Origin of the sequence: Pseudomonas sp. MWU12-2319, from assembly GCF_023242525.1 — a bacterium.
GTDB lineage: Bacteria > Pseudomonadota > Gammaproteobacteria > Pseudomonadales > Pseudomonadaceae > Aquipseudomonas > Aquipseudomonas gingeri_D.
Genome location: NZ_JALJES010000003.1, coordinates 276,742 through 295,005, shown reverse-complemented (window position 1 = coordinate 295,005; position 18,264 = coordinate 276,742). Strand labels below are relative to the sequence as shown.

Here is an 18,264-nt window from a genome sequence, read left to right as displayed (position 1 = left end):
ACGGCCTCACGCTGCCTGTTTTGCCGTGACGAAAGCCGCAAGGCTGGCCACGCTGGAGAAATGGTCGCGGGTGTCCTTGGCGTCCGCATCGATCTTGATGCCGTAGCGCTTCTGGATCGCCAGGCCGAGTTCGAGGGCATCCACCGAATCCAGGCCCAGGCCTTCGCCGAACAGGGTTTGCTCGTTGCCGATGTCTTGCGCGCTGATGTCTTCCAGGCCCAGGGCCTCGATGATCAGCTCTTTGATCTCAAGGTGCAGGGCGGGGGTTGGATCGCTCATCTGAGGCGAGCTCCTTAATGAAGTAATGGTGCAGATAATCGTTGAGTTTGCGCGAGGCCTGGGGCGCGGGGCCCTGCGCGGCAAAGCCTTGTGGGTCTATATCGGCGCCGACACTGAAACTGAAGTGCACCCGGCGTTGCGGAATGCGATACCAGGGTTCGGCCTTGGTCAGGGTGGTGGGGCTGACCTTGATCACGACCGGGGTGATGATTCTCGCACCCCGCAGGGCAATCGCGGCGGCGCCGCGATGAAAGGCGGGTGCCGTGCCCGGTGTGGTTCGGGTGCCTTCGGGAAAAACGATCAGGGTCTGGCCGTCTCGCAGGGCGCTGGCGGCGGCTTCGAGCATGTCCAGGCTGCCGTCGTTGCTGATGTATTCGGTGGAGCGTACCGGCCCGCGGGTGAAGGGGTTTTGCCAGAGGCTCTGCTTGACCACGCAGTTGGCATGGCGCACCAGGCCGATCAGGAACACCACATCGATCAGCGACGGGTGGTTGGCGATGATCATCTGGCCGGGGCGACCGAGTTTTTCCGCGCCTTCGACTTCATAGGTCAGTACGCCGGTGCGGGCCATGAAGCGGATGAACAGCCAGAACAGCCGGCTGACTGTTTGTCGCGCGCGCAGGCGCTGACGTTCGGCATCGCCCGGCAGGCAGCCGAGCAAGGGGAATATCACCAGTCGCAGGCACAGGCCGCCCAGCCCGAACAGGGCGAAGCTCAAGGCGGTGGCCAGCAGACGCCAGTAATAGGCGTCGCAAGGTTTGGTCATGGTCGGCGTTGCCAATTCCATACCCGGGACTTCCATTGGTGTTGGCAGGAGGCGTGTTGGCCGAGCAGGGTACGCAACAGATCGAGGGCATGGGGCCACTCGGTCGGCGGTTGTTCGTCCGTGGCGCTCGCGAGGGACAGTTGCCACTCGTCGCCCGGGGTCAGCAGCAGACCGAGGGCGTAGGGAAACGGCACGTCGTCGATCCAGCGGAGGTAGGCTTCGGGCGGTTGTTCTTCGGTGATCACCAGCAGGACCGCCGGGGCGCCTTCATCGAGCAGCGCGGCGGCCTCGAGCATGCCGTGCTCCAGGCCATCGCCGTTGGCGGCCAGGGCGGTCATTTCGCAGGTCGAGCCACGCAGGATCGACCAAAGGCCAATCACCGCGTTGTGCACCGACAGGCTGAACTGGGTCGGCGACAATGGCTGATCGGCCGCCAGGTCGCTGAGGATCTCGAAGGTGCGCGGGGTTTCGCCGTGTCGGGAGATGAACACCAGGGGCAATTGCGCGTGCCCTTCGGCCAGCGGCCAGCCGACGCTGAACGCCATGCGCGCCATACGGCCGAGGCGGCGGCGCTGCATGGCCGGCAGGAAAGACACATCCGGAGCCGCATCGCTGGGCGCGGGCACGCAGGGCTGGCGGCTCCAGGCCTGCCAGTCGTCCACACTTTCCAGGCCCGGGGCCCAGGCGCGCCATTGGGCGATGTTGAAATTGATCACTGAATGTCTTCCCGCCCCTGCGGGCTTCCTTGAACGCTATGGTTGATCCCTGAACCCCTACCAACCCTGGCGTGGCGCGATGGCCAAGTGGCGCGCATTATCCCGGTGCACAAGGCCTGTAGCAAATTTTTGGTCACATTTTGCACGATTAAATTTGCAGTTATGCGAAGGGAGAGCTAGCAACTGGCTATTATTCGTATTTTTTCGGATACGTATGTCAGAGCTTTCCCGGCTTAAAGGGAAAATACCCTGGATTGGTGAAGTTATTGCGGTGTGAGAGGTAGTCCTCGTCCTGCCAAGGTGGCGCGGCAGCGGTCAAGCCCTCTACACTCGGTGATTCATTGATACACGGAGGTCTTGTCATGCGGCGTGTGGTGTTCAATCAGAAAGGCGGGGTCGGCAAGTCGAGCATTGCTTGCAACTTGGCGGCGGTCAGCGCCAGCGAGGGCTATCGGACCCTGTTGGTGGACCTCGATGCCCAGGCCAACTCCACGCAATACCTCACCGGGCTCACCGGCGAGGATATTCCCATGGGTATCGCGGACTTCTTCAAGCAGATCCTCTCGTCCGGGCCGTTCTCGAAGAAAAACCAGGTGGATATCTACGAGACGCCCTTCGACAATTTGCACGTGATCACCGCCACGGCCGAGCTGGCGGATCTGCAGCCCAAGCTCGAGGCGAAACACAAGATCAACAAGCTGCGCAAACTGCTGGACGAGTTGTCGGAAGATTACGACCGCATTTACCTGGATACGCCGCCGGCGTTGAACTTTTATGCGGTATCTGCGCTGATTGCCGCCGATCGCGTGCTGATTCCCTTCGATTGCGACAGCTTCTCCCGTCAGGCGCTGTATGGCCTGCTGGCCGAGATCGAAGAGTTGAAGGAAGACCACAACGAAGATCTGCAAGTGGAAGGGATCGTGGTCAACCAGTTCCAGGCCCGGGCGAGCCTGCCGCAGCAGATGCTCGACAGCCTGATCGCCGAGGGCTTGCCGGTGTTGCCGGTGTACCTCGCCAGTTCGGTGAAGATGCGCGAGTCCCATGAAGCCAACCGGCCGCTGATCCACTTCGATCCGCGGCACAAGCTGACCCAGCAGTTCGTCGAGTTGCACGCGCTGCTGGAAAACAACGCTTAGTAGCAATGCCCGCCCGCCAAGGCCGGATGCGATTCATATAGGAGCAGAGCTTGCTCGCGAAGAGGCCCCTGAGGGCGCTAAAAGCTTCGCGGACAAGCCAATAACCCTTCTGCCGTAGCCGTCTCAGATGCCCTGACTGCGCAGCCAGGCCATCAACTGCGGCAGGGGAAAGGCGCCGCTCTGGCGCGCTACTTCCTGGCCATTTCTGAACAGGATCAGGCTGGGAATCGAACGAATCCCCAACTGTGCCGAGAGTTGCGGGTTGGCCTCGCTGTCGAGCTTGGCCAGGCGACATTTGCCGGCCAGTTGGGCGGCCGCCTGTTCGAACACCGGGGCAAAGGATTTGCACGGCCCGCACCAGTCCGCCCACACGTCCACCAGCAACGGCAGGTCGCCCTTGATCTGGCTGGCGTAGTCGCCCTGTTTCAATTCGAACGGTTTGTCCAGCAAGACCGCGGCTTTGCAGCGTCCGCATTTCGGCTGGTCGCCCAGTCGTTCGGCAGGGATGCGGTTGAGGCCGTTGCAATGGGGGCAGGGGATCAAGAGGGTGGCGGACATGGAAGGGTTCCCGGGTAGTGGCCAATGAACTTGAACTGGAGTCTGGGGCGCGCTTTATCAAGGGGGCCAAGGGTGTGTTGCATGTCCTCACATATTCAAACGACGCGTTTTACCTTCAGGATCTAGCCTCAGGGAATGAGCCGTCGGTCAGATTTTGACAATAGCAAATTGCGATAACCTGGCTTGACGGATAATCTTCATAGCAAGATGCGATAAGGATATTGCATGCGTGTGATTACCGAGAAGCGGATTCGGGAAGCCAAGGCAAGATGGCCTGACACTGCCAGTGCGTTGGATGCCTGGTGCCGAAGGATCAAGGGGAGCAGTCCTGAAAACTTTTCGGCGCTCAAGGCGTTGTTCCCCGCGACAGACAAGGTGGGTCGCTTGCATGTGTTTGATATTGGCGGGAACACACTGCGCCTGATTGCGGGTGTGCATTACGGTGCCCAGCAGCTATATATCAAGCATGTGCTGGATCATCGTGAATATGACAAGGGTAAATGGAAGGAGACGTGTTGATGAATGCTGTCATCAAGCAGGCTTCCGAGCACTGGCCGTTCGTGGAGCCACTGCTGCGCAAACCAAAAAACGAGGCCGATTACGATGCCCTGGTGGGCATTCTCGACGAGTTGCTGGGCGTCATTGGGGAAGACGAATCGAACCCGCTCATGAGCCTGGTGAACATCATCAGTGATTACATAGAGGCCTATGACAAGGAGCACTGGCCGATGCCGGTGGTCAGTGGGGCCGATGTACTGCGGGAGATGATGCGTGAACATGGCTTGAACCAGAGCGACCTGCCCGGGGTCGGGCCGCAATCGGTGGTTTCCGAGATACTCAGCGGCAAGCGTCAGCTCAACCTGCGCCAGATCCGCTGGCTGGCTGAGCGTTTTAGGGTGCGGGAGCAGACTTTTATCTGAAGATGTATCGCTTCGTCGGATGTCACGCCGAGGTACTCGCCTTGCTTGAACTGAAGTGCTACTTTTGTTGCACTTTCGGCTAAAGGCCGGTTCACCCTGTACGGATAGGAGAGTCCCATGTCTGTGACTTCCAAAATCCGCCGTCAAGGCGGTGCGGCTGTAATGACCATTCCTCCCACTCTGCTGAAGCTCTTGCATGTAGAAGTGGGGGCGCAGCTCGAGCTGACAGTGGTCGATGGTGAGTTGGTTGCAAGGCCGGTGATTCATCCGGTTCGTAAACGCTATTCCCTGGACGAGTTGCTTCAAGGTTCCGAGGAGATAGCTGAGTTGAATGCCGAGACTGCGTGGGCCCGCGAAGGTGATCCGGTCGGAAGGGAGATAGGCTGATGGTGCGTAGGCAAGCCCCGCAACGCGGTGATGTGTATTGGATAGATCCCAATCCTGTGGCCGGTCGAGAAATGATGAACCGTCACCGGTTTGTGGTCATCACTGCGCGTGAGATCAACGCGCTGGGTGTCAGCATGACTGTTCCGATCACCAGTGGTGGCTCGTTTACCCGCAATTCCGGCTTGGCAGTCATCGTCACCGGCCATGAAACCAACGGCGTTGCCGTCTGCAATCAAGTGCGTAGTTTCGATATCGAACAGCGTGTTCGAGACGGTTCCGCCAAGTTCATAGAACGGCTGGACGATGTCACCATGATGGACATCGTTTGCCGAGTCGTCAGCGCTATCGAGCCAGAGGCATGAGGCCTCACGACGAACAACTGATTTCCAGGTGTTTGCCCCACTCCGGTGGCCGCTCGGCGTAGCGCTCCATACCCGCTTGTTCCTCGAACGGCTTGCTCAGTACTTCGTGGAGTTGCCGTACCTCTGAGTAGTCACCATTTTCCGCCGCATCGATGGCCTTCTGCGCCAGGTAGTTGCGCAGGATATACAGCGGGTTGGCCGCGTGCATCCGAGCCTTGCGCCGGGATTCATCCTGGTCCGGCTCGCGGGCGACCCGGGCCTTGTAGCGGTCGGCCCAGGCGTCGAAACCCTTGAGATCGATAAAGTCATCCCGCAGTCGCGCCGTGGCCAGGGCGGCAGACTCATCCCCAAGGCGGCGGAAGAACAAGGTGTAGTCGACCCCGCCGGCCTGCATCAGTTGCAGCAGGTTTTCCACCAGCTTCAGGTCGTCGTCTTCGGCGCTGGTCAGGCCGAGGCGGCGGCGCATCAGGTCCAGGTAGTGGGCCTGGTACAGCGGCAGGAACAAGCCCAACGCCTCGCGCAACGCTTCGACGCTGATGAAGGGCGTCAGGGCCTGGGCCAGTGCACTGAGGTTCCACTGGCCGATGGGCACCTGGTTGCTGAACGAGTAGCGGCCCTGGTCATCGGAGTGGTTGCAGATGAAGTGCGCATCGAAATCATCGAGAAAGGCGAACGGACCGAAATCGAAGGTGATACCCAGGATCGACATATTGTCGGTGTTCATCACGCCGTGGCAGAAACCGTAGGCCTGCCACTTGGCGATCAGCTCGGCATTACGCTCGACGATCTCGCGGAACATCGCCAGGTACGGCTCCGGCTGTTCCAGGCATTCGGGAAAATGCATGGCCAGCACGTGCTCGCCGAGCTGCTTCTGCTGCTCCGGCTGCTTGGTGTAGTAGAAGTATTCGAAATGACCGAAGCGTACATGGCTGGGCGCCATGCGCAGGACCATGGCGCCGCGTTCCTGTTTCTCGCGCCAGACCGGTGTGTCGGAGCCGATCACGCACAGCGCGCGGCTGCTGGGAATACCCAGGGCATGCAGGGCCTCGGAGGCGAGGAACTCGCGGATCGACGAGCGCAATACCGCGCGGCCGTCGCCCATGCGCGAATACGGCGTTTGCCCGGCGCCCTTGAGGTGCAGGTCCCAATGCTCGCCCGCGGTGTTGTAGACCTCGCCCAGCAACAGCCCGCGACCGTCACCCAGGCGCGGGTTGTAGGAGCCGAACTGATGCCCCGAATAGACCATGGCCCGCGGCTCGGCTTCGGCCCAGAGCTTGTGCCCGCCGAACAGCTCGGCGAACACCGGTTCCTCGGCAATGGCCGGGTCCAGGTCGAGCAGGGCCATGGCCGCCGGACTCACCGCCACCAGACGCGGATTGTCGAGGGGCTCGGGCAGGATATGGGTGGAAAACGCGTCGCCCAGGCGGGCGAAGCGGTTATCGAAGGTCAGTTCGTCGAGGGCTTTCAAACGGCCGGCTCCAGCAGAATGTCCGAGTATTCTGCTGGGATTAGCCGGCAGACGCCAGCGGCCTCATGCAAACGGCATGAACGCCGCGCTGGTCGAGTTTCAGTCAAGCTTGTCCGGCGGTGGCAACTGCTCTGGCTCGGCCGGCGTCTTTGACACGGGCCCAGGCGCTTCGCCTTCCACCGGCACCAGCTTGTATTCCTGGCCCTGCAGGTTCTTGAGGTAGACCTCCATCTGCCGGAACGAGATGTTGATGTGCTCTTTCTTGAACTCGCGGTTGATAAAGCGGTTGACCTCGTCGACCACCGGGTTACGGTCGCCCAGGTCGCGCACGTGCATGCGCAGTTCGTGGTCCAGGGTACTTTCGCCGAAGTTCAGGAAGTACACGTGGGGCTCGGGTTCCTTCAATACTCGGGGGTTATCGCGGGCGGCCTTGAGCAGCAGTTCCTTGACCCGGTCCAGGTCCGAACCGTAGTCGACGCCGAGCTTGAGGGTCACGCGGGTGACGGTGTCGGTCAGCGACCAGTTGATCAGTTGCCCGGTGATAAAGGTCTTGTTCGGGACAATGATGTCCTTGCGGTCGAAGTCGGTGATGGTGGTGGCGCGGATACGGATCTTGCTGACCGTGCCCGACAGGGTGCCGATGGTGATGGTGTCGCCGATCCGCACCGGGCGTTCGAACAGGATCATGATGCCGGAGATGAAGTTGGCGAAGATTTCCTGCATGCCGAAACCCAGGCCTACCGACAGCGCCGCCACCAGCCACTGCAACTTGTCCCAGCTCACGCCGAGGGTCGAGAGGGTGGAGACAAAGCCGATGCCGGCGATCACGTAGGACAGCAGGGTGGTGGTGGCGTAGGCGCTGCCCTGGGCCAGTTCGAGCTTGGACAGCACCAGCACTTCCAGCAGGCCCGGCAGGTTGCGCGCCAGGGCGAAGGTGATGCCGATGATCGCCAGGGCCCCGATGACGTTGCCGATGCTGATGGGCACCATGCTCATGGTCGCGCCGGTGCCGCTGGTGTATTCGTAGAGGGTGATGTTGTCCAGGTAGGAGAACACGCTGATCAGGTCCGCCCAGACCCAGTACAGCGCCGCCACGAAACCGCCGAGCAGGGCCAGGCGGATCAGGCGCATGGATTGTTCGTTGACCTGTTCGATGTCCAGGGTAGGCTCTTCGATCAGCGGTTCGCCATCGCCGGCTTCCTTGGCCGCCTGGCGTTTGCTCAGGGCGCGCTGGTAGGCCAGGCGCCGGGCCGCGACCCCGAGGCCGCGAGCGAAGGTCGCTTCGATCACCAGCCAGAGCATCAGCAGGTAGAGGGTCTCGATCAGTCGGTCGCTGAGTTTCAGGGCGGTGTAGTAGTAGCCGAAGCACACGGCGATAAACAGCGCGATGGGCATGGCGGTGAAGATTACGCCGACCAGTTTGCGGAACAGCGAGGCACTGCCGCGGTTTGGAGTGCCCAGCAGCAGGCGACTGAGCAGCCAGGCCATCAGGCCGTAGCAGGTCAGGACCACGGCGATCCCCAGCACGTCACCGGCCAGCGAGGCCGGTTGCAGCTCGGCGACGGAGACGATGGCCACCAGGGCCAGGACCACGAAACCGAGTCGGCGCACCCAGCCCTGGAGAAATTCGACCTGGGGTTTTTCCCAACGGAAATGCAGTTCGGCCACGCCACCCGGCGCCAGAATCCGGTAGGCGGTGTAGAACACCAGCCAGGCCAGGGCGATTTGCAGCAGCGCGGCGCCGAGGCTGGCGTTCTGGCCACGGGCATCGATCTGCAGGGCATAGCCGCACAGGGCCAGCCCGAGGGCGACCGGCATCGCCAGGGCGACGTTGACCAGGATCGCCAGCGGCGTGTGCCACTGGCTGTCGCGTTTGAAGTGGCCGATATCCTTGTGCACCTTGCTCAGGCGCGTATACAGCGACTTGCGCCACCACAGCAGGGCACCGATCAACAGCAGCAAGGGCAGGAACAGCAGTGGATGCTGGGCCAGGCCGTCGGTCAGCTCACTGAAACTGGAGGCCCAGGGCAGGGTAGTGACCTGCTTTTGCAGGCGTGCCGGTACGCTTTCGATCCAGTCCAGGTCCAGGGGCTTGTTGCTCGGGATCCAGAACATCTGCTCGTCCAGGGTCGCGCGCAGGCCCTGGGCGGTGCTGAGCAGTTGTTTCTGGTTCAGTTGCAGGGTGATGGATTCGTTGAGCAGGGCGCTCAGTTCGCGGTTCAGGCGCTCGAGCAAGTCGCTACGGGTCACCGCCAGGTCCAGCAGGGTCTTGCGCAGTTGCGCATTGACCTGGTCCGGCGGCTGGGTCGCCAGCAGGTTGTCGACATAGGTGGCCGGGCTGCTGATCAGTTCGCGCTGCTGGTTGACCTCGAACTGGTAGAGGCGGATATCGGCGATTTCATCGGCCAGGTTCTTGTCCACTTGCAGTCGTGGCAGGGCCTGTTTCTGCTTGTAGAGAATCTTCGACAGCAACAGGCTGCCCTTGAGCACGCTGATCTGTTCGTCCAGGGCCTGGTCGCTCTGGGTCACGCTGTCGAGCTGCTGTTTGGTCTGCAGGTTCTGCTGGGTCAGTTCGTTGAGACGGTCGGTGCTTTTGAGCAGGTAGTCGGAGAGCTTGAGGTTGGTGGCGCTTTCGGTGGCCAGTACGCTGCTGTCGCCGGCCTTTTGCGCTTCGATGGATTGCTGGGTGACGGTCTGCTGGGACTGGGCCAGGCGCTTCTGGTTGATCAGCGACTGCATGTCCTGGATTTCCTGCTCCAGGCGCGCGGTTTTTTCCATCAGCAGGTCGTGCTGGCTGTTGCCCAGGTCCTGCAATTGGCTGTTGCCGGCCAGTTCCTGGCGGCGCAACAGGATCAGCGCGTTGATCGAGCCCAGCTCGGCGGTCAGCTGGTTGCGCTGGTCGCTGTTGAGGGCCTTGCCGTTGTCCTTGCCCTGCTTGAGGGTGTTGTTGATCTGCTGGATGCGTGTCTGGCTGGTGCTGATTTCCGACTGCGCGCGCTCGGGGCGGGTCTGGGCGGTGATGATCAGGCTGTTGGCATCGGCCAGGGCTTTTTGCAGATCGCCCTGTTGGGTGGTGCGCTCGGTCAGCAGTTGTTCCAGTTGCGACACCGACTGGTTGGCATAACGCTGGGCCACCGGGATCACCTTGGTGACTTTCAGGCGCGCCAGTTCACGCTGGTTTTCGACGGTCTGGCGCGGCGCGTCGGCGACTTGCTGCTTGGTCGCGGCCAGGCGCTTTTCGTAGTCGTCCTGATTCGACAGCCAGGTCAGCGTCTGCTGCAGCACCGCTTGCAGGGCCTTTTGATCGGCGTCGGCGAGCTTGCGGTCGGCGATCTTGTCCAGGCTTTGCTGGACCGATGCACTGGTGGGCGGTTCGGCTGCTTGCAACGCGCCGACGGAAAGACTCAGGCCCAGCAGGGCCATGGCAAGAAAAGTGCGCAAGGAAGACATAAGTACCGGTCGAGCAGCGTGAAGAAAGTGGGCAGTTTAGAGGAAGAGACCCGGACCCGGGCGACTTCCTTCGGGGAATCTGACGCCGACTTTGCCGATCTTGTTCCCGTCCATGACCGCGACAGTCCACAGGGTGTTGTTCCACTCCACCTGGTCGCCGACGATGGGCGCGCCGCCGACCTTGTGGGCGATGAAGCTGCCCAGGGGGGTATTCGGGTCGACGCCTTCGAGTTTCAGGCCATAGAGGGCCGAGACCGCGCCCAGCTGGGCGTCGCCTTCGAGCACGAAGTCGCCGAAGAAGCGCAGGTCGAGGCCGCGCTGAGGCGCCTGGCTGAACAGCTTGCCGAGGGCAGGGAGGTTGTGTTCATGGCCGATCACGCAGAGCAGGTCATCGACTTCCAGGGTGGTACTACCCGACGGATGGAGCAGTTGCTGGCCACGGAACAGTGCGGCGATGCGCGTACCCTCGGGCATTTTCAACTCGCGCAGGGCGGCGCCGATGCACCATTTTTCAGCGCCCAGGCGATAGACGAACAGCTCCCACTCGCTGGTGACATGCACTTCCAGGGCGGCCCGGGAGATCGGAGCCGGTTCTGGCGGCACCGTGACCTTCAGCAGCTTGGCTACCCACGGCAGGCTGGTGCCTTGCACCAGCAGCGACACCAGCACGATAAAGAACGCCAGGTTGAAGTAGAGCTGTGCGTGGGGCAGGCCGGCCATCAGCGGGAACACCGCAAGAATGATCGGGACCGCGCCGCGCAGGCCGACCCAGGAAATAAACGCCTTTTCCCGGCCATGGAAGGCCTTGAACGGCAGCAGGCCGACCAGCACCGACAGCGGCCGGGCGAACAGGATCATCCACAGCGCCAGGCCCAGGGCCGGCAGGGCGATCGGCAGCAGGTCATGGGGCGTGACCAGCAGGCCCAGCACCAGGAACATGCCGATCTGCGCCAGCCAGGCCATGCCGTCGAGCATATGCAGAATGCCGTGGCGGCTGCGCACCGGGCGGTTGCCGATCACCAGGCCGCACAGGTACACGGCGAGGAAGCCGCTGCCGTGCAGGGCGTTGGTCAGGGCGAAGACCACCAGGCCGCCGCTGATCACCAGGATCGGGTAGAGGCCGTTGGCCAGGTTGATGCGGTTGACCAGTTGCAGCATCAGCCAGCCGCCACCGAGGCCGATGATGCCGCCGATGCCGAATTCGCGAATCAGGTGGCCGAGCAGGCTCCAGTGCAGGCCGGTCTGGCCGCTGGCGAGCATGTCGATCAGGGTCACGGTGAGAAACACCGCCATCGGGTCGTTACTGCCCGACTCGATTTCCAGGCTGGCGGTGACCCGTTCGTTGAGGCCCTTGCCGCCCAGCAGAGAGAATACCGCGGCGGCGTCCGTGGAGCCGACGATGGCGCCGATCAGCAGGCCCTGGATGATATTCAGGTTGAACAGCCAGGCGGCGGCCATGCCGGTCAGTCCGGTGGTGATCAGCACCCCGACCGTGGCCAGCGACAACGCCGGCCAGAGTGCCACGCGGAAACTCGCGACCCGCGTGCGCAGGCCGCCGTCGAGCAGGATCACGGCGAGGGCGAGGTTACCGACCAGGTAGGCGGTGGGGTAGTTGTCGAAGATGATGCCGCCGCCGTCGACGCCGGCGGTCATGCCCACGGCGAGGATGATCACCAGGATCGGGATGCCGAGGCGCGAGGACAGCGAGCTCACCAGGATGCTTGCGCCTACCAGCAACGCGCCGATCAAGAACAGGCTGTTGATGGTCGTCGCATTCAAAGGCAGTACTCCAGGAAAGCTTGCAAAGGCTGGGCGCAGACTGACCATGCAGTCTGCGTGCCAGCGATTCTAACCTGTTGAAATGTACCGCTGTCAAAAGCTTTAGAACCAGGCGTCCTGCATCGACAGGCAGGTATCGTCCCGCGCTTCGAGAATGGCCAGCTCATGATGGCAGCCCGGGACTTCCCAGGTGAGGAAGTAGCGCGCGGCTTGCAGCTTGCCTTTGTAGAAGGGCAGGTCCGCCGGATTGCCCCTGGCCAGGCCTTCCTCGGCGCGCACCGCCTGTTCCAGCCAGCGCCAGCCAATCACCGTGTGGCCGAACGCCTTGAGGTACAGCGCCGAGTTGGCGAGGCTGCTGTTGACCTTGCCCTGGGCCAGGTCGGTCAGCAGGCCGAGGGTCACGCTTTGCAGGCGTGCGACCAGATCCTCCAGCGGCTGGCGCAGGGTATCCAGGGAGGAATAGGCGGCGGCGCGCTTGGCGGTGTCGGCGATCAGTCGGATCAGCTGCTTCAAGCCGGCCCCGCCGTTCTGCGCCAGCTTGCGCCCCAGCAGGTCGAGGGACTGGATGCCGTGGGTGCCTTCGTGAATCGGGTTCAGCCGGTTGTCGCGGTAGTACTGTTCCACCGGGTATTCGCGGGTGTAGCCGTGGCCGCCGAGAATCTGGATCGCCAGTTCATTGGCCTTGAGGCAGAACTCCGAGGGCCAGGATTTGACGATGGGAGTCAGCAGGTCGAGCAGTTCATGGGCCTGGCGGCGCTCTATCTCGGAGGTCAGTGTGGTGGTGTCATCGAACAGCCGCGCGGCGTACAGGCCGAGATCGAAGGCGCCTTCGACGTAGGCCTTCTGGGTCAGCAACATGCGCTTGACGTCGGCGTGCTGGACGATCGAAACCGGTGCGGTGCTCGGGTCCTTGCTGTCGGGCAGGCGGCCCTGGGGGCGTTCCCGGGCGTACTCCAGGGAATACAGGTAACCGGCATAGCCGAGCATCACCGCGCCCATGCCGACGCCGATCCGCGCTTCGTTCATCATCTGGAACATGTAGCTCAGGCCCTGGTGCGGCTTGCCCACCAGATAGCCGACACAGTTGCCGTTATCGCCGAAGTTCAGCGCCGTGGAGGTGGTGCCGCGCCAGCCCATCTTGTGGAACAGCCCGGCCAGCAGCACATCGTTGCGCGGGCCGAGGCTGCCGTCGTCGTTGACCAGGAACTTGGGCACGATAAACAGTGAGATGCCCTTCACTCCGGGTGGGGCGTCCGGCAGTTTTGCCAGGACCATGTGCACGATGTTTTCCGATAGCGGGTGGTCGCCGCCGGAAATGAAGATTTTGTTGCCCTTGAGCCGGTAGCTGCCGTCGGCGGCCGGTTCGGCGCGAGTGCGGATATCCGACAGCGAAGAGCCGGCGTGGGGCTCGGTCAGGGCCATGGTGCCAAAGAAGCGGCCGTCGATCATCGGTTGCAGGAAGCGGTGCTTTTGTTCGTCGCTGCCGAAGCTCTCGATCAGGTTCGCCGCGCCCATGGTCAGGAACGGGTAGGAGGTCGAGGCGGCGTTGGCCGACTGGAAGTGGGCGAAGCAGGCCTGGGACAGCAGGGTCGGCAGTTGCATGCCGCCATCTTCGAAGCTGCGCGCGGCGTTGAGGAAGCCCGCTTCCAGGAACGCATCGACAGCCGGTTTCACTTCCGGGATCAGGATCGCTTCGCCGTTTTCGTAGCGTGGTTCGTTTTCGTCGTTCTTGCGGTTGTGCGGGGCGAAGAATTTCTCGGCGATGGTACGGGCGGTGCCGATGGCGGCGTCGAAGGTTTCCCGGGAGTGTTCGGCGAATCGCTCGCGCTGGGTCAGGCCCTCGGCATCGAGGACTTCGTACAGCTCGAAAGCCAGATTGCGGGAACTGAGCAGCATCTCGGACATGGCGGCCTACCTGTGGGGGAGTGCGCCGAGTCTAGGCGGCTGAATAAGCGGTGCCTAGCAAGATTGATGTGGGTGATGGAGGGGCAGAATTCAGGGAGGTGTGTTGTCTGGGCCGGCCTATTCGCGGGCAAGCCCTGCTCCTACAGTTTTTTGTCATCCTCTGATTTTGTGTACGACACAGGACTGTAGGAGCAGGGCTTGCCCGCGAAGGCGATTTTCCGCTGGGTGAAGTCGTCAGGCCTGGCACCCATTAAGGAGCCAGACCTTCCGCCCGGCTTAACCGATGGTCATCAGGCTGGCGTTACCGCCCGCCGCCGCGGTGTTGACGCTCAACGCCCGCTCGATCACCAGGCGCTCCAGTGCAATGCCGGTTTCGCCCTGGGACAAACCGTGCACACCGACAATCGCGCCGCTACGTTGGGCAATCTGCTGGCAGACCCCGCGCAACTGGTCGGAATGGCCGTGATGCAACACCGCGTCGAACAGCACCTCGTCCTTGGTCCAGTCGGCCACACGCTGGATGCGCGCCTGCACTTCTTTCGGCAAGCGCCCGTAGAGCGTCTTGGCCGATTCGCCTTCCGGCCAGACCGCCGAACCGCCCACGGCCAATACCGCCGCCAGTTGCGTCAGCAGGTCGCCTTCGATGTCCGCCAGGCACAGCACATGCTCGCGGGGCAGGATGGCGTAGCTGTTGCGCTCGCCGGTCGGGCCGTTGAGCACTCGGGTAATCCCGCTTTGCGACTGCGCCGCAAAGGCCGCGCACAGCGCATCGAGGTCCGCCAGCTTCTGGCTCTCGGCCCAGGCCTTCAGGGCGTGAAGCGGCTTGAGCAAAGCTTCGCGCAGACGCAGATCCGGTGCGGCCAGGGCATCGCCCCGAGCAAAGGACTGTTCGATGGCATCCGTCGGCCGAGTCGACAGCAGGCGATACAGGTACAGCGGCCCACCGGCTTTCGGTCCGGTGCCCGACAAGCCTTCGCCACCGAATGGTTGCACGCCGACCACGGCGCCGACGATATTGCGGTTCACATAGACGTTACCGGCGTGGACATTGTCGATCACCTTGGCAATGGTCTCGTCGATGCGGGTATGCACGCCGAGGGTCAGGCCGTAGCCGGAGGCATTGATCTGGGCGATCAACTGGTCGATGTCCTTGCGCTTGTAGCGCACCACGTGCAGCACCGGGCCGAAGATCTCCCGCTGCAGTTCGTCGAGGCTTTCCAGTTCGATCAGGGTCGGCATCACGAAGGTGCCGCGCTTGCATTCCTCGCCTTCGGCGATGGCCACCTGGTAGACCGTGCGGCCTTTGTCGCGCATGGCCTGGATATGTTTCTCGATACCGGCCTTGGCTTCGGCGTCGATCACCGGGCCGATATCCACCGACAGGCGTTCCGGGTTGCCCAGGCGGCATTCGGCCATGGCGCCCTTGAGCATTTCGATCACGCGGTCGGCGGAATCTTCCTGCAGGCACAGTACACGCAGGGCTGAGCAACGTTGGCCGGCGCTGTCGAAGGCCGAGGACACGACGTCGATCACCACCTGTTCGGTCAGCGCCGAGGAGTCGACGATCATCGCGTTCTGCCCGCCGGTTTCGGCGATCAGCGGAATCGGTCGGCCCTGAGTATCCAGGCGACCGGCGACACTGCGTTGCAGCAGGCGCGCCACTTCGGTGGAACCGGTGAACATCACCCCCTTGACCCGCTCATCGCCCACCAGGCGCGCGCCGACGGTTTCACCGCGGCCAGGCAGCAGTTGCACCACGCCTTCGGGAATCCCGGCTTCGAGCAGCAGGCGCACGGCCTGGGCGGCGATCAGCGGGGTCTGTTCGGCGGGCTTGGCGAGTACCGGGTTGCCGGCCGCCAATGCTGCAGCCACCTGGCCGCTGAAGATCGCCAGCGGGAAGTTCCACGGGCTGATGCAGACCACCGGGCCCAGCGGGCGGTGGGCGTCGTTGCTGAAATCGTTGCGCGCCTGCACCGCGTAGTAACGCAGGAAGTCCACGGCTTCACGGACTTCGGCGATGGCGTTGGCGAAGGTCTTGCCGGCTTCGCGGACCAGCAGGCCCATCAGCGGCTGGATCTCGCCTTCCATCAGGTCGGCGGCGCGTTCCAGGATGGCCGCCCGTTCGGTGGGCGGGGTGGCCTGCCAGATCGGTGCGGCGTTCAGGGCGCACTGGATCGCATTGTCGGCATCTTCGGCGGTGGCTTCCTGGACATAACCGACCAGGTCGCGATGGTCCGAGGGGTTGAGCACCGGCGCCGGAGCTTCGTTACTGGCGACACAGCCCAGCAGCGGCACGGCTTTCCAGTCATTGTGGGCGCTGGCCAGCAGGGCACAGGAAAGCGATGCCAGGCGATGTTCGTTGGCCATGTCGATGCCGGCGGAGTTGGCCCGGTCGCGGCCGTAAAGGTCACGCGGCAGCGGAATACGCGGGTGTGGCAGGCCGAAGCCGCCTTCCAGGGTCGCCATCTGCTCGATGCTGGCCACCGGATCGGCCACCAGCTCCTGAATCGAGATGGACTGGTCGGCGATACGGTTGACGAAGGAGGTGTTGGCGCCGTTTTCCAGCAGGCGACGGACCAGGTAGGCCAGCAGGGTTTCATGGGTGCCGACCGGTGCATACACCCGGCACGGACGGTTCAGCTTGCCTTCGGAAACCTTGCCTACTACCTGTTCGTACAGTGGTTCGCCCATGCCGTGGAGGCACTGGAATTCGTACTGGCCCGGGTAATAGTTCTGCCCGGCGATATGGTAGATGGCCGACAGGGTGTGGGCGTTGTGGGTGGCGAACTGCGGGTAGATGACTTCCGGTACCGACAGCAGCTTGCGTGCACAGGCGATGTAGGAAACGTCGGTGTAGACCTTGCGGGTGTAGACCGGATAGCCCTCCAGGCCTTCGACCTGGGCGCGCTTGATCTCGCTGTCCCAGTACGCGCCCTTGACCAGGCGGATCATCAGGCGATGGCGGCTGCGGCGGGCCAGGTCGATGACGTAGTCGATCACATACGGGCAGCGTTTCTGGTAGGCCTGGATCACGAAGCCGATGCCGTTCCAGCCGCTCAGCTGCGGTTCGAAGCACAGGCGTTCGAGCAGGTCGAGGGACAGTTCGAGGCGGTCGGCCTCTTCGGCGTCGATATTCAGGCCGATATCGTATTGCTTGGCCAGCAGGGTCAGTGCCAGCAGGCGCGGGTACAGCTCGTCCATCACCCGTTCGTACTGGGCGCGGCTGTAGCGCGGGTGCAGGGCCGACAGCTTGATCGAGATGCCCGGGCCTTCGTAGATACCGCGACCGTGGGAAGCCTTGCCGATGGAGTGGATGGCCTGCTCGTAGGACGCCAGGTATTTCTGCGCGTCGTGCTCGGTCAGGGCCGCTTCGCCGAGCATGTCGTAGGAGTAGCGGAAGCCCTTGGCTTCAAAGCGGCTGGCGTTGGCCAGGGCTTCGGCGATGGTTTCGCCGGTGACGAACTGTTCGCCCATCAGGCGCATGGCCATGTCGACGCCCTTGCGGATCATCGGTTCGCCGCTCTTGCCGATGATGCGGCTCAGGGACGAGGTCAGGCCGGTTTCGTTATGGGTGGCGACCAGCTTGCCGGTCAGCAGCAGGCCCCAGGTGGCGGCATTGACGAACAGCGACGGGCTGTTGCCCAGGTGCGGTTGCCAGTTGCCGGTGCTGATCTTGTCGCGGATCAGCGCGTCGCGGGTACCTTTGTCGGGGATGCGCAGCAGGGCTTCGGCCAGGCACATCAGTGCCACGCCTTCCTGGGACGACAGGGAAAACTCCTGCAACAGGCCCTGAACAATCCCGGCACGGCCGCCGGCACTCTTCTGGTTGCGCAGTTTTTCGGCAATCGAGGCGGCGAGCTTGTGGGTGGCGTCGGCCATGGCTGCCGGCAGGCGTGCCTGCTCCAGCAGCATCGGCACCACTTCCGGTTCCGGGCGACGGTAGGCGGCGGTGATGGCGGCGCGCAGTACCGATTGCGGAAGGATGCTTTCGGCGAATTCGAGGAAGCACTGGTGGGCGTGGTCGCTCGGAACGTCACCGCTGTCGTCGGCGTCGCCACGGGACGAACCGTTGATTTCACCCGGGGTTGCACCGCTCTCGAGCTTTTCCAGGTAATTGAAAATGGCTTGCTTGATCAGCCAATGGGGGGTGCGGTCAATCGAGTGGGCCGCGGCCTTCAGGCGCTCACGGGTCGGGTCGTCGAGTTTGACCCCAAGGGTGGTCGTAGCCATTTTCTTATCCTCATGGTTACCACGATGGCGTGGCATCAGCTGGCGGAAAGAGTAGCGCTGGCTCGATCGAGGTGCAACCGGGTGCAACCCTTTTTTTGCAGGAAAAAACGGCGGCAGATCAGGAATTATTTTCCCACTTGTACTCGGCGCCTTCAGTCCGGGGTTTTCCGGGCGACAGGGGCATTTCTCGCACTGAAAAAGGGCGGGAAATCGTCGGAAAATACGCAAAATTCAATAGGTGCAACTTATTCGGGCGAAATGGGTTGCACCTTATTCGGTTTGTTGAATAGCATTCGCCGCCGCAGTGC

General features: G+C 62.7%; 14 protein-coding genes. 5 read left to right on the top strand and 9 right to left on the bottom strand.

The features are described from left to right. Nucleotides 1–6 precede the first annotated feature (6 nt). Genes M5C01_RS06765 through M5C01_RS06755 form a run of 3 tightly spaced genes read right to left on the bottom strand, consistent with a single transcriptional unit; the run spans nucleotide 7 to nucleotide 1,761 of the window. On the bottom strand, nucleotides 7–279 hold the full coding sequence (locus tag M5C01_RS06765) for a phosphopantetheine-binding protein (RefSeq protein ID WP_100940448.1): 273 nt from the start codon (nucleotides 277–279) through the stop codon (nucleotides 7–9). Beyond that, on the bottom strand, nucleotides 248–1,066 hold the full coding sequence (locus M5C01_RS06760) for a lysophospholipid acyltransferase family protein (RefSeq protein WP_103498010.1): 819 nt from the start codon (nucleotides 1,064–1,066) through the stop codon (nucleotides 248–250). The genes M5C01_RS06765 and M5C01_RS06760 overlap by 32 nt, the downstream gene beginning before the upstream one ends. Further along, nucleotides 1,042–1,761: a beta-ketoacyl synthase chain length factor gene (locus tag M5C01_RS06755; protein WP_178129791.1), complete on the bottom strand. Its 720-nt coding sequence runs from the start codon at nucleotides 1,759–1,761 to the stop codon at nucleotides 1,042–1,044. The genes M5C01_RS06760 and M5C01_RS06755 overlap by 25 nt, the downstream gene beginning before the upstream one ends. A 362-nt stretch (nucleotides 1,762–2,123) precedes the next feature. Between M5C01_RS06755 and M5C01_RS06750 the strand changes: the two genes are divergently transcribed. Next, nucleotides 2,124–2,897, top strand: coding sequence for a ParA family protein (locus M5C01_RS06750; RefSeq protein ID WP_152737728.1), 774 nt, complete (start codon nucleotides 2,124–2,126; stop codon nucleotides 2,895–2,897). A 123-nt stretch (nucleotides 2,898–3,020) separates the two neighbouring features. Here the strand turns inward: M5C01_RS06750 and trxC are convergent, their stop codons facing one another. Continuing rightward, nucleotides 3,021–3,455 carry a thioredoxin TrxC gene (gene trxC, locus M5C01_RS06745; protein ID WP_152737727.1) on the bottom strand — a complete coding sequence of 145 codons (435 nt, stop codon included), beginning with the start codon at nucleotides 3,453–3,455 and terminating at the stop codon, nucleotides 3,021–3,023. A gap of 225 nt (nucleotides 3,456–3,680) precedes the next feature. Here trxC and M5C01_RS06740 point away from each other — a divergent pair, with 225 nt between their 5' ends. The 4 genes from M5C01_RS06740 to M5C01_RS06725 all read left to right on the top strand — a co-directional run bounded on the left by M5C01_RS06740 (nucleotide 3,681) and on the right by M5C01_RS06725 (nucleotide 5,124). Then, the gene (locus tag M5C01_RS06740) at nucleotides 3,681–3,974 is read left to right on the top strand and encodes a type II toxin-antitoxin system HigB family toxin (RefSeq protein ID WP_152737726.1); all 294 of its coding nucleotides are present in this window, start codon (nucleotides 3,681–3,683) and stop codon (nucleotides 3,972–3,974) included. Further along, nucleotides 3,974–4,375, top strand: a complete 402-nt coding sequence (locus M5C01_RS06735; RefSeq protein ID WP_152737725.1) for a transcriptional regulator — start codon at nucleotides 3,974–3,976, stop codon at nucleotides 4,373–4,375. The genes M5C01_RS06740 and M5C01_RS06735 overlap by 1 nt, the downstream gene beginning before the upstream one ends. Before the next feature lie 117 nt (nucleotides 4,376–4,492). Then, nucleotides 4,493–4,762, top strand: a complete 270-nt coding sequence (locus M5C01_RS06730; RefSeq protein ID WP_152737724.1) for a PbsX family transcriptional regulator — start codon at nucleotides 4,493–4,495, stop codon at nucleotides 4,760–4,762. Beyond that, nucleotides 4,762–5,124: a type II toxin-antitoxin system PemK/MazF family toxin gene (locus M5C01_RS06725; RefSeq protein ID WP_152737723.1), complete on the top strand. Its 363-nt coding sequence runs from the start codon at nucleotides 4,762–4,764 to the stop codon at nucleotides 5,122–5,124. Before M5C01_RS06730 ends, M5C01_RS06725 begins: the two co-directional genes overlap by 1 nt. A 4-nt stretch (nucleotides 5,125–5,128) precedes the next feature. Here the strand turns inward: M5C01_RS06725 and selO are convergent, their stop codons facing one another. From selO to putA, 5 genes are all read right to left on the bottom strand, one after another. Next, entirely contained in the window at nucleotides 5,129–6,592 is a 1,464-nt protein-coding gene (gene selO / locus M5C01_RS06720; RefSeq protein ID WP_103498016.1) for a protein adenylyltransferase SelO, read from the bottom strand. 99 nt (nucleotides 6,593–6,691) lie between these two features. Further along, complete coding sequence (mscK, locus tag M5C01_RS06715) at nucleotides 6,692–10,042, bottom strand: mechanosensitive channel MscK (protein WP_152737722.1); 3,351 nt, start codon at nucleotides 10,040–10,042, stop codon at nucleotides 6,692–6,694. Between the two features lie 36 nt (nucleotides 10,043–10,078). Next, entirely contained in the window at nucleotides 10,079–11,821 is a 1,743-nt protein-coding gene (locus M5C01_RS06710) for a potassium/proton antiporter (RefSeq protein ID WP_103498018.1), read from the bottom strand. 102 nt (nucleotides 11,822–11,923) lie between these two features. Further along, nucleotides 11,924–13,726, bottom strand: coding sequence for an acyl-CoA dehydrogenase (locus tag M5C01_RS06705; RefSeq protein ID WP_152737721.1), 1,803 nt, complete (start codon nucleotides 13,724–13,726; stop codon nucleotides 11,924–11,926). Between the two features lie 276 nt (nucleotides 13,727–14,002). After that, nucleotides 14,003–17,956, bottom strand: a complete 3,954-nt coding sequence (putA, locus tag M5C01_RS06700; RefSeq protein WP_152737720.1) for a trifunctional transcriptional regulator/proline dehydrogenase/L-glutamate gamma-semialdehyde dehydrogenase — start codon at nucleotides 17,954–17,956, stop codon at nucleotides 14,003–14,005. Nucleotides 17,957–18,264: the final 308 nt, after the last annotated feature.

What these genes read in the sequence shown, in the direction of transcription:
- M5C01_RS06705 (WP_152737721.1), bottom strand. Translation starts at nt 13,726, where the DNA reads ATGTCCGAGATGCTGCTCAGTTCCCGCAATCTGGCTTTCGAGCTGTAC.
- M5C01_RS06765 (WP_100940448.1), bottom strand. Translation starts at nt 279, where the DNA reads ATGAGCGATCCAACCCCCGCCCTGCACCTTGAGATCAAAGAGCTGATC.
- M5C01_RS06760 (WP_103498010.1), bottom strand. Translation starts at nt 1,066, where the DNA reads ATGGAATTGGCAACGCCGACCATGACCAAACCTTGCGACGCCTATTAC.
- mscK (WP_152737722.1), bottom strand. Translation starts at nt 10,042, where the DNA reads ATGTCTTCCTTGCGCACTTTTCTTGCCATGGCCCTGCTGGGCCTGAGT.
- M5C01_RS06730 (WP_152737724.1), top strand. Translation starts at nt 4,493, where the DNA reads ATGTCTGTGACTTCCAAAATCCGCCGTCAAGGCGGTGCGGCTGTAATG.
- M5C01_RS06735 (WP_152737725.1), top strand. Translation starts at nt 3,974, where the DNA reads ATGAATGCTGTCATCAAGCAGGCTTCCGAGCACTGGCCGTTCGTGGAG.
- putA (WP_152737720.1), bottom strand. Translation starts at nt 17,956, where the DNA reads ATGGCTACGACCACCCTTGGGGTCAAACTCGACGACCCGACCCGTGAG.
- M5C01_RS06740 (WP_152737726.1), top strand. Translation starts at nt 3,681, where the DNA reads ATGCGTGTGATTACCGAGAAGCGGATTCGGGAAGCCAAGGCAAGATGG.
- M5C01_RS06750 (WP_152737728.1), top strand. Translation starts at nt 2,124, where the DNA reads ATGCGGCGTGTGGTGTTCAATCAGAAAGGCGGGGTCGGCAAGTCGAGC.
- M5C01_RS06725 (WP_152737723.1), top strand. Translation starts at nt 4,762, where the DNA reads ATGGTGCGTAGGCAAGCCCCGCAACGCGGTGATGTGTATTGGATAGAT.
- trxC (WP_152737727.1), bottom strand. Translation starts at nt 3,455, where the DNA reads ATGTCCGCCACCCTCTTGATCCCCTGCCCCCATTGCAACGGCCTCAAC.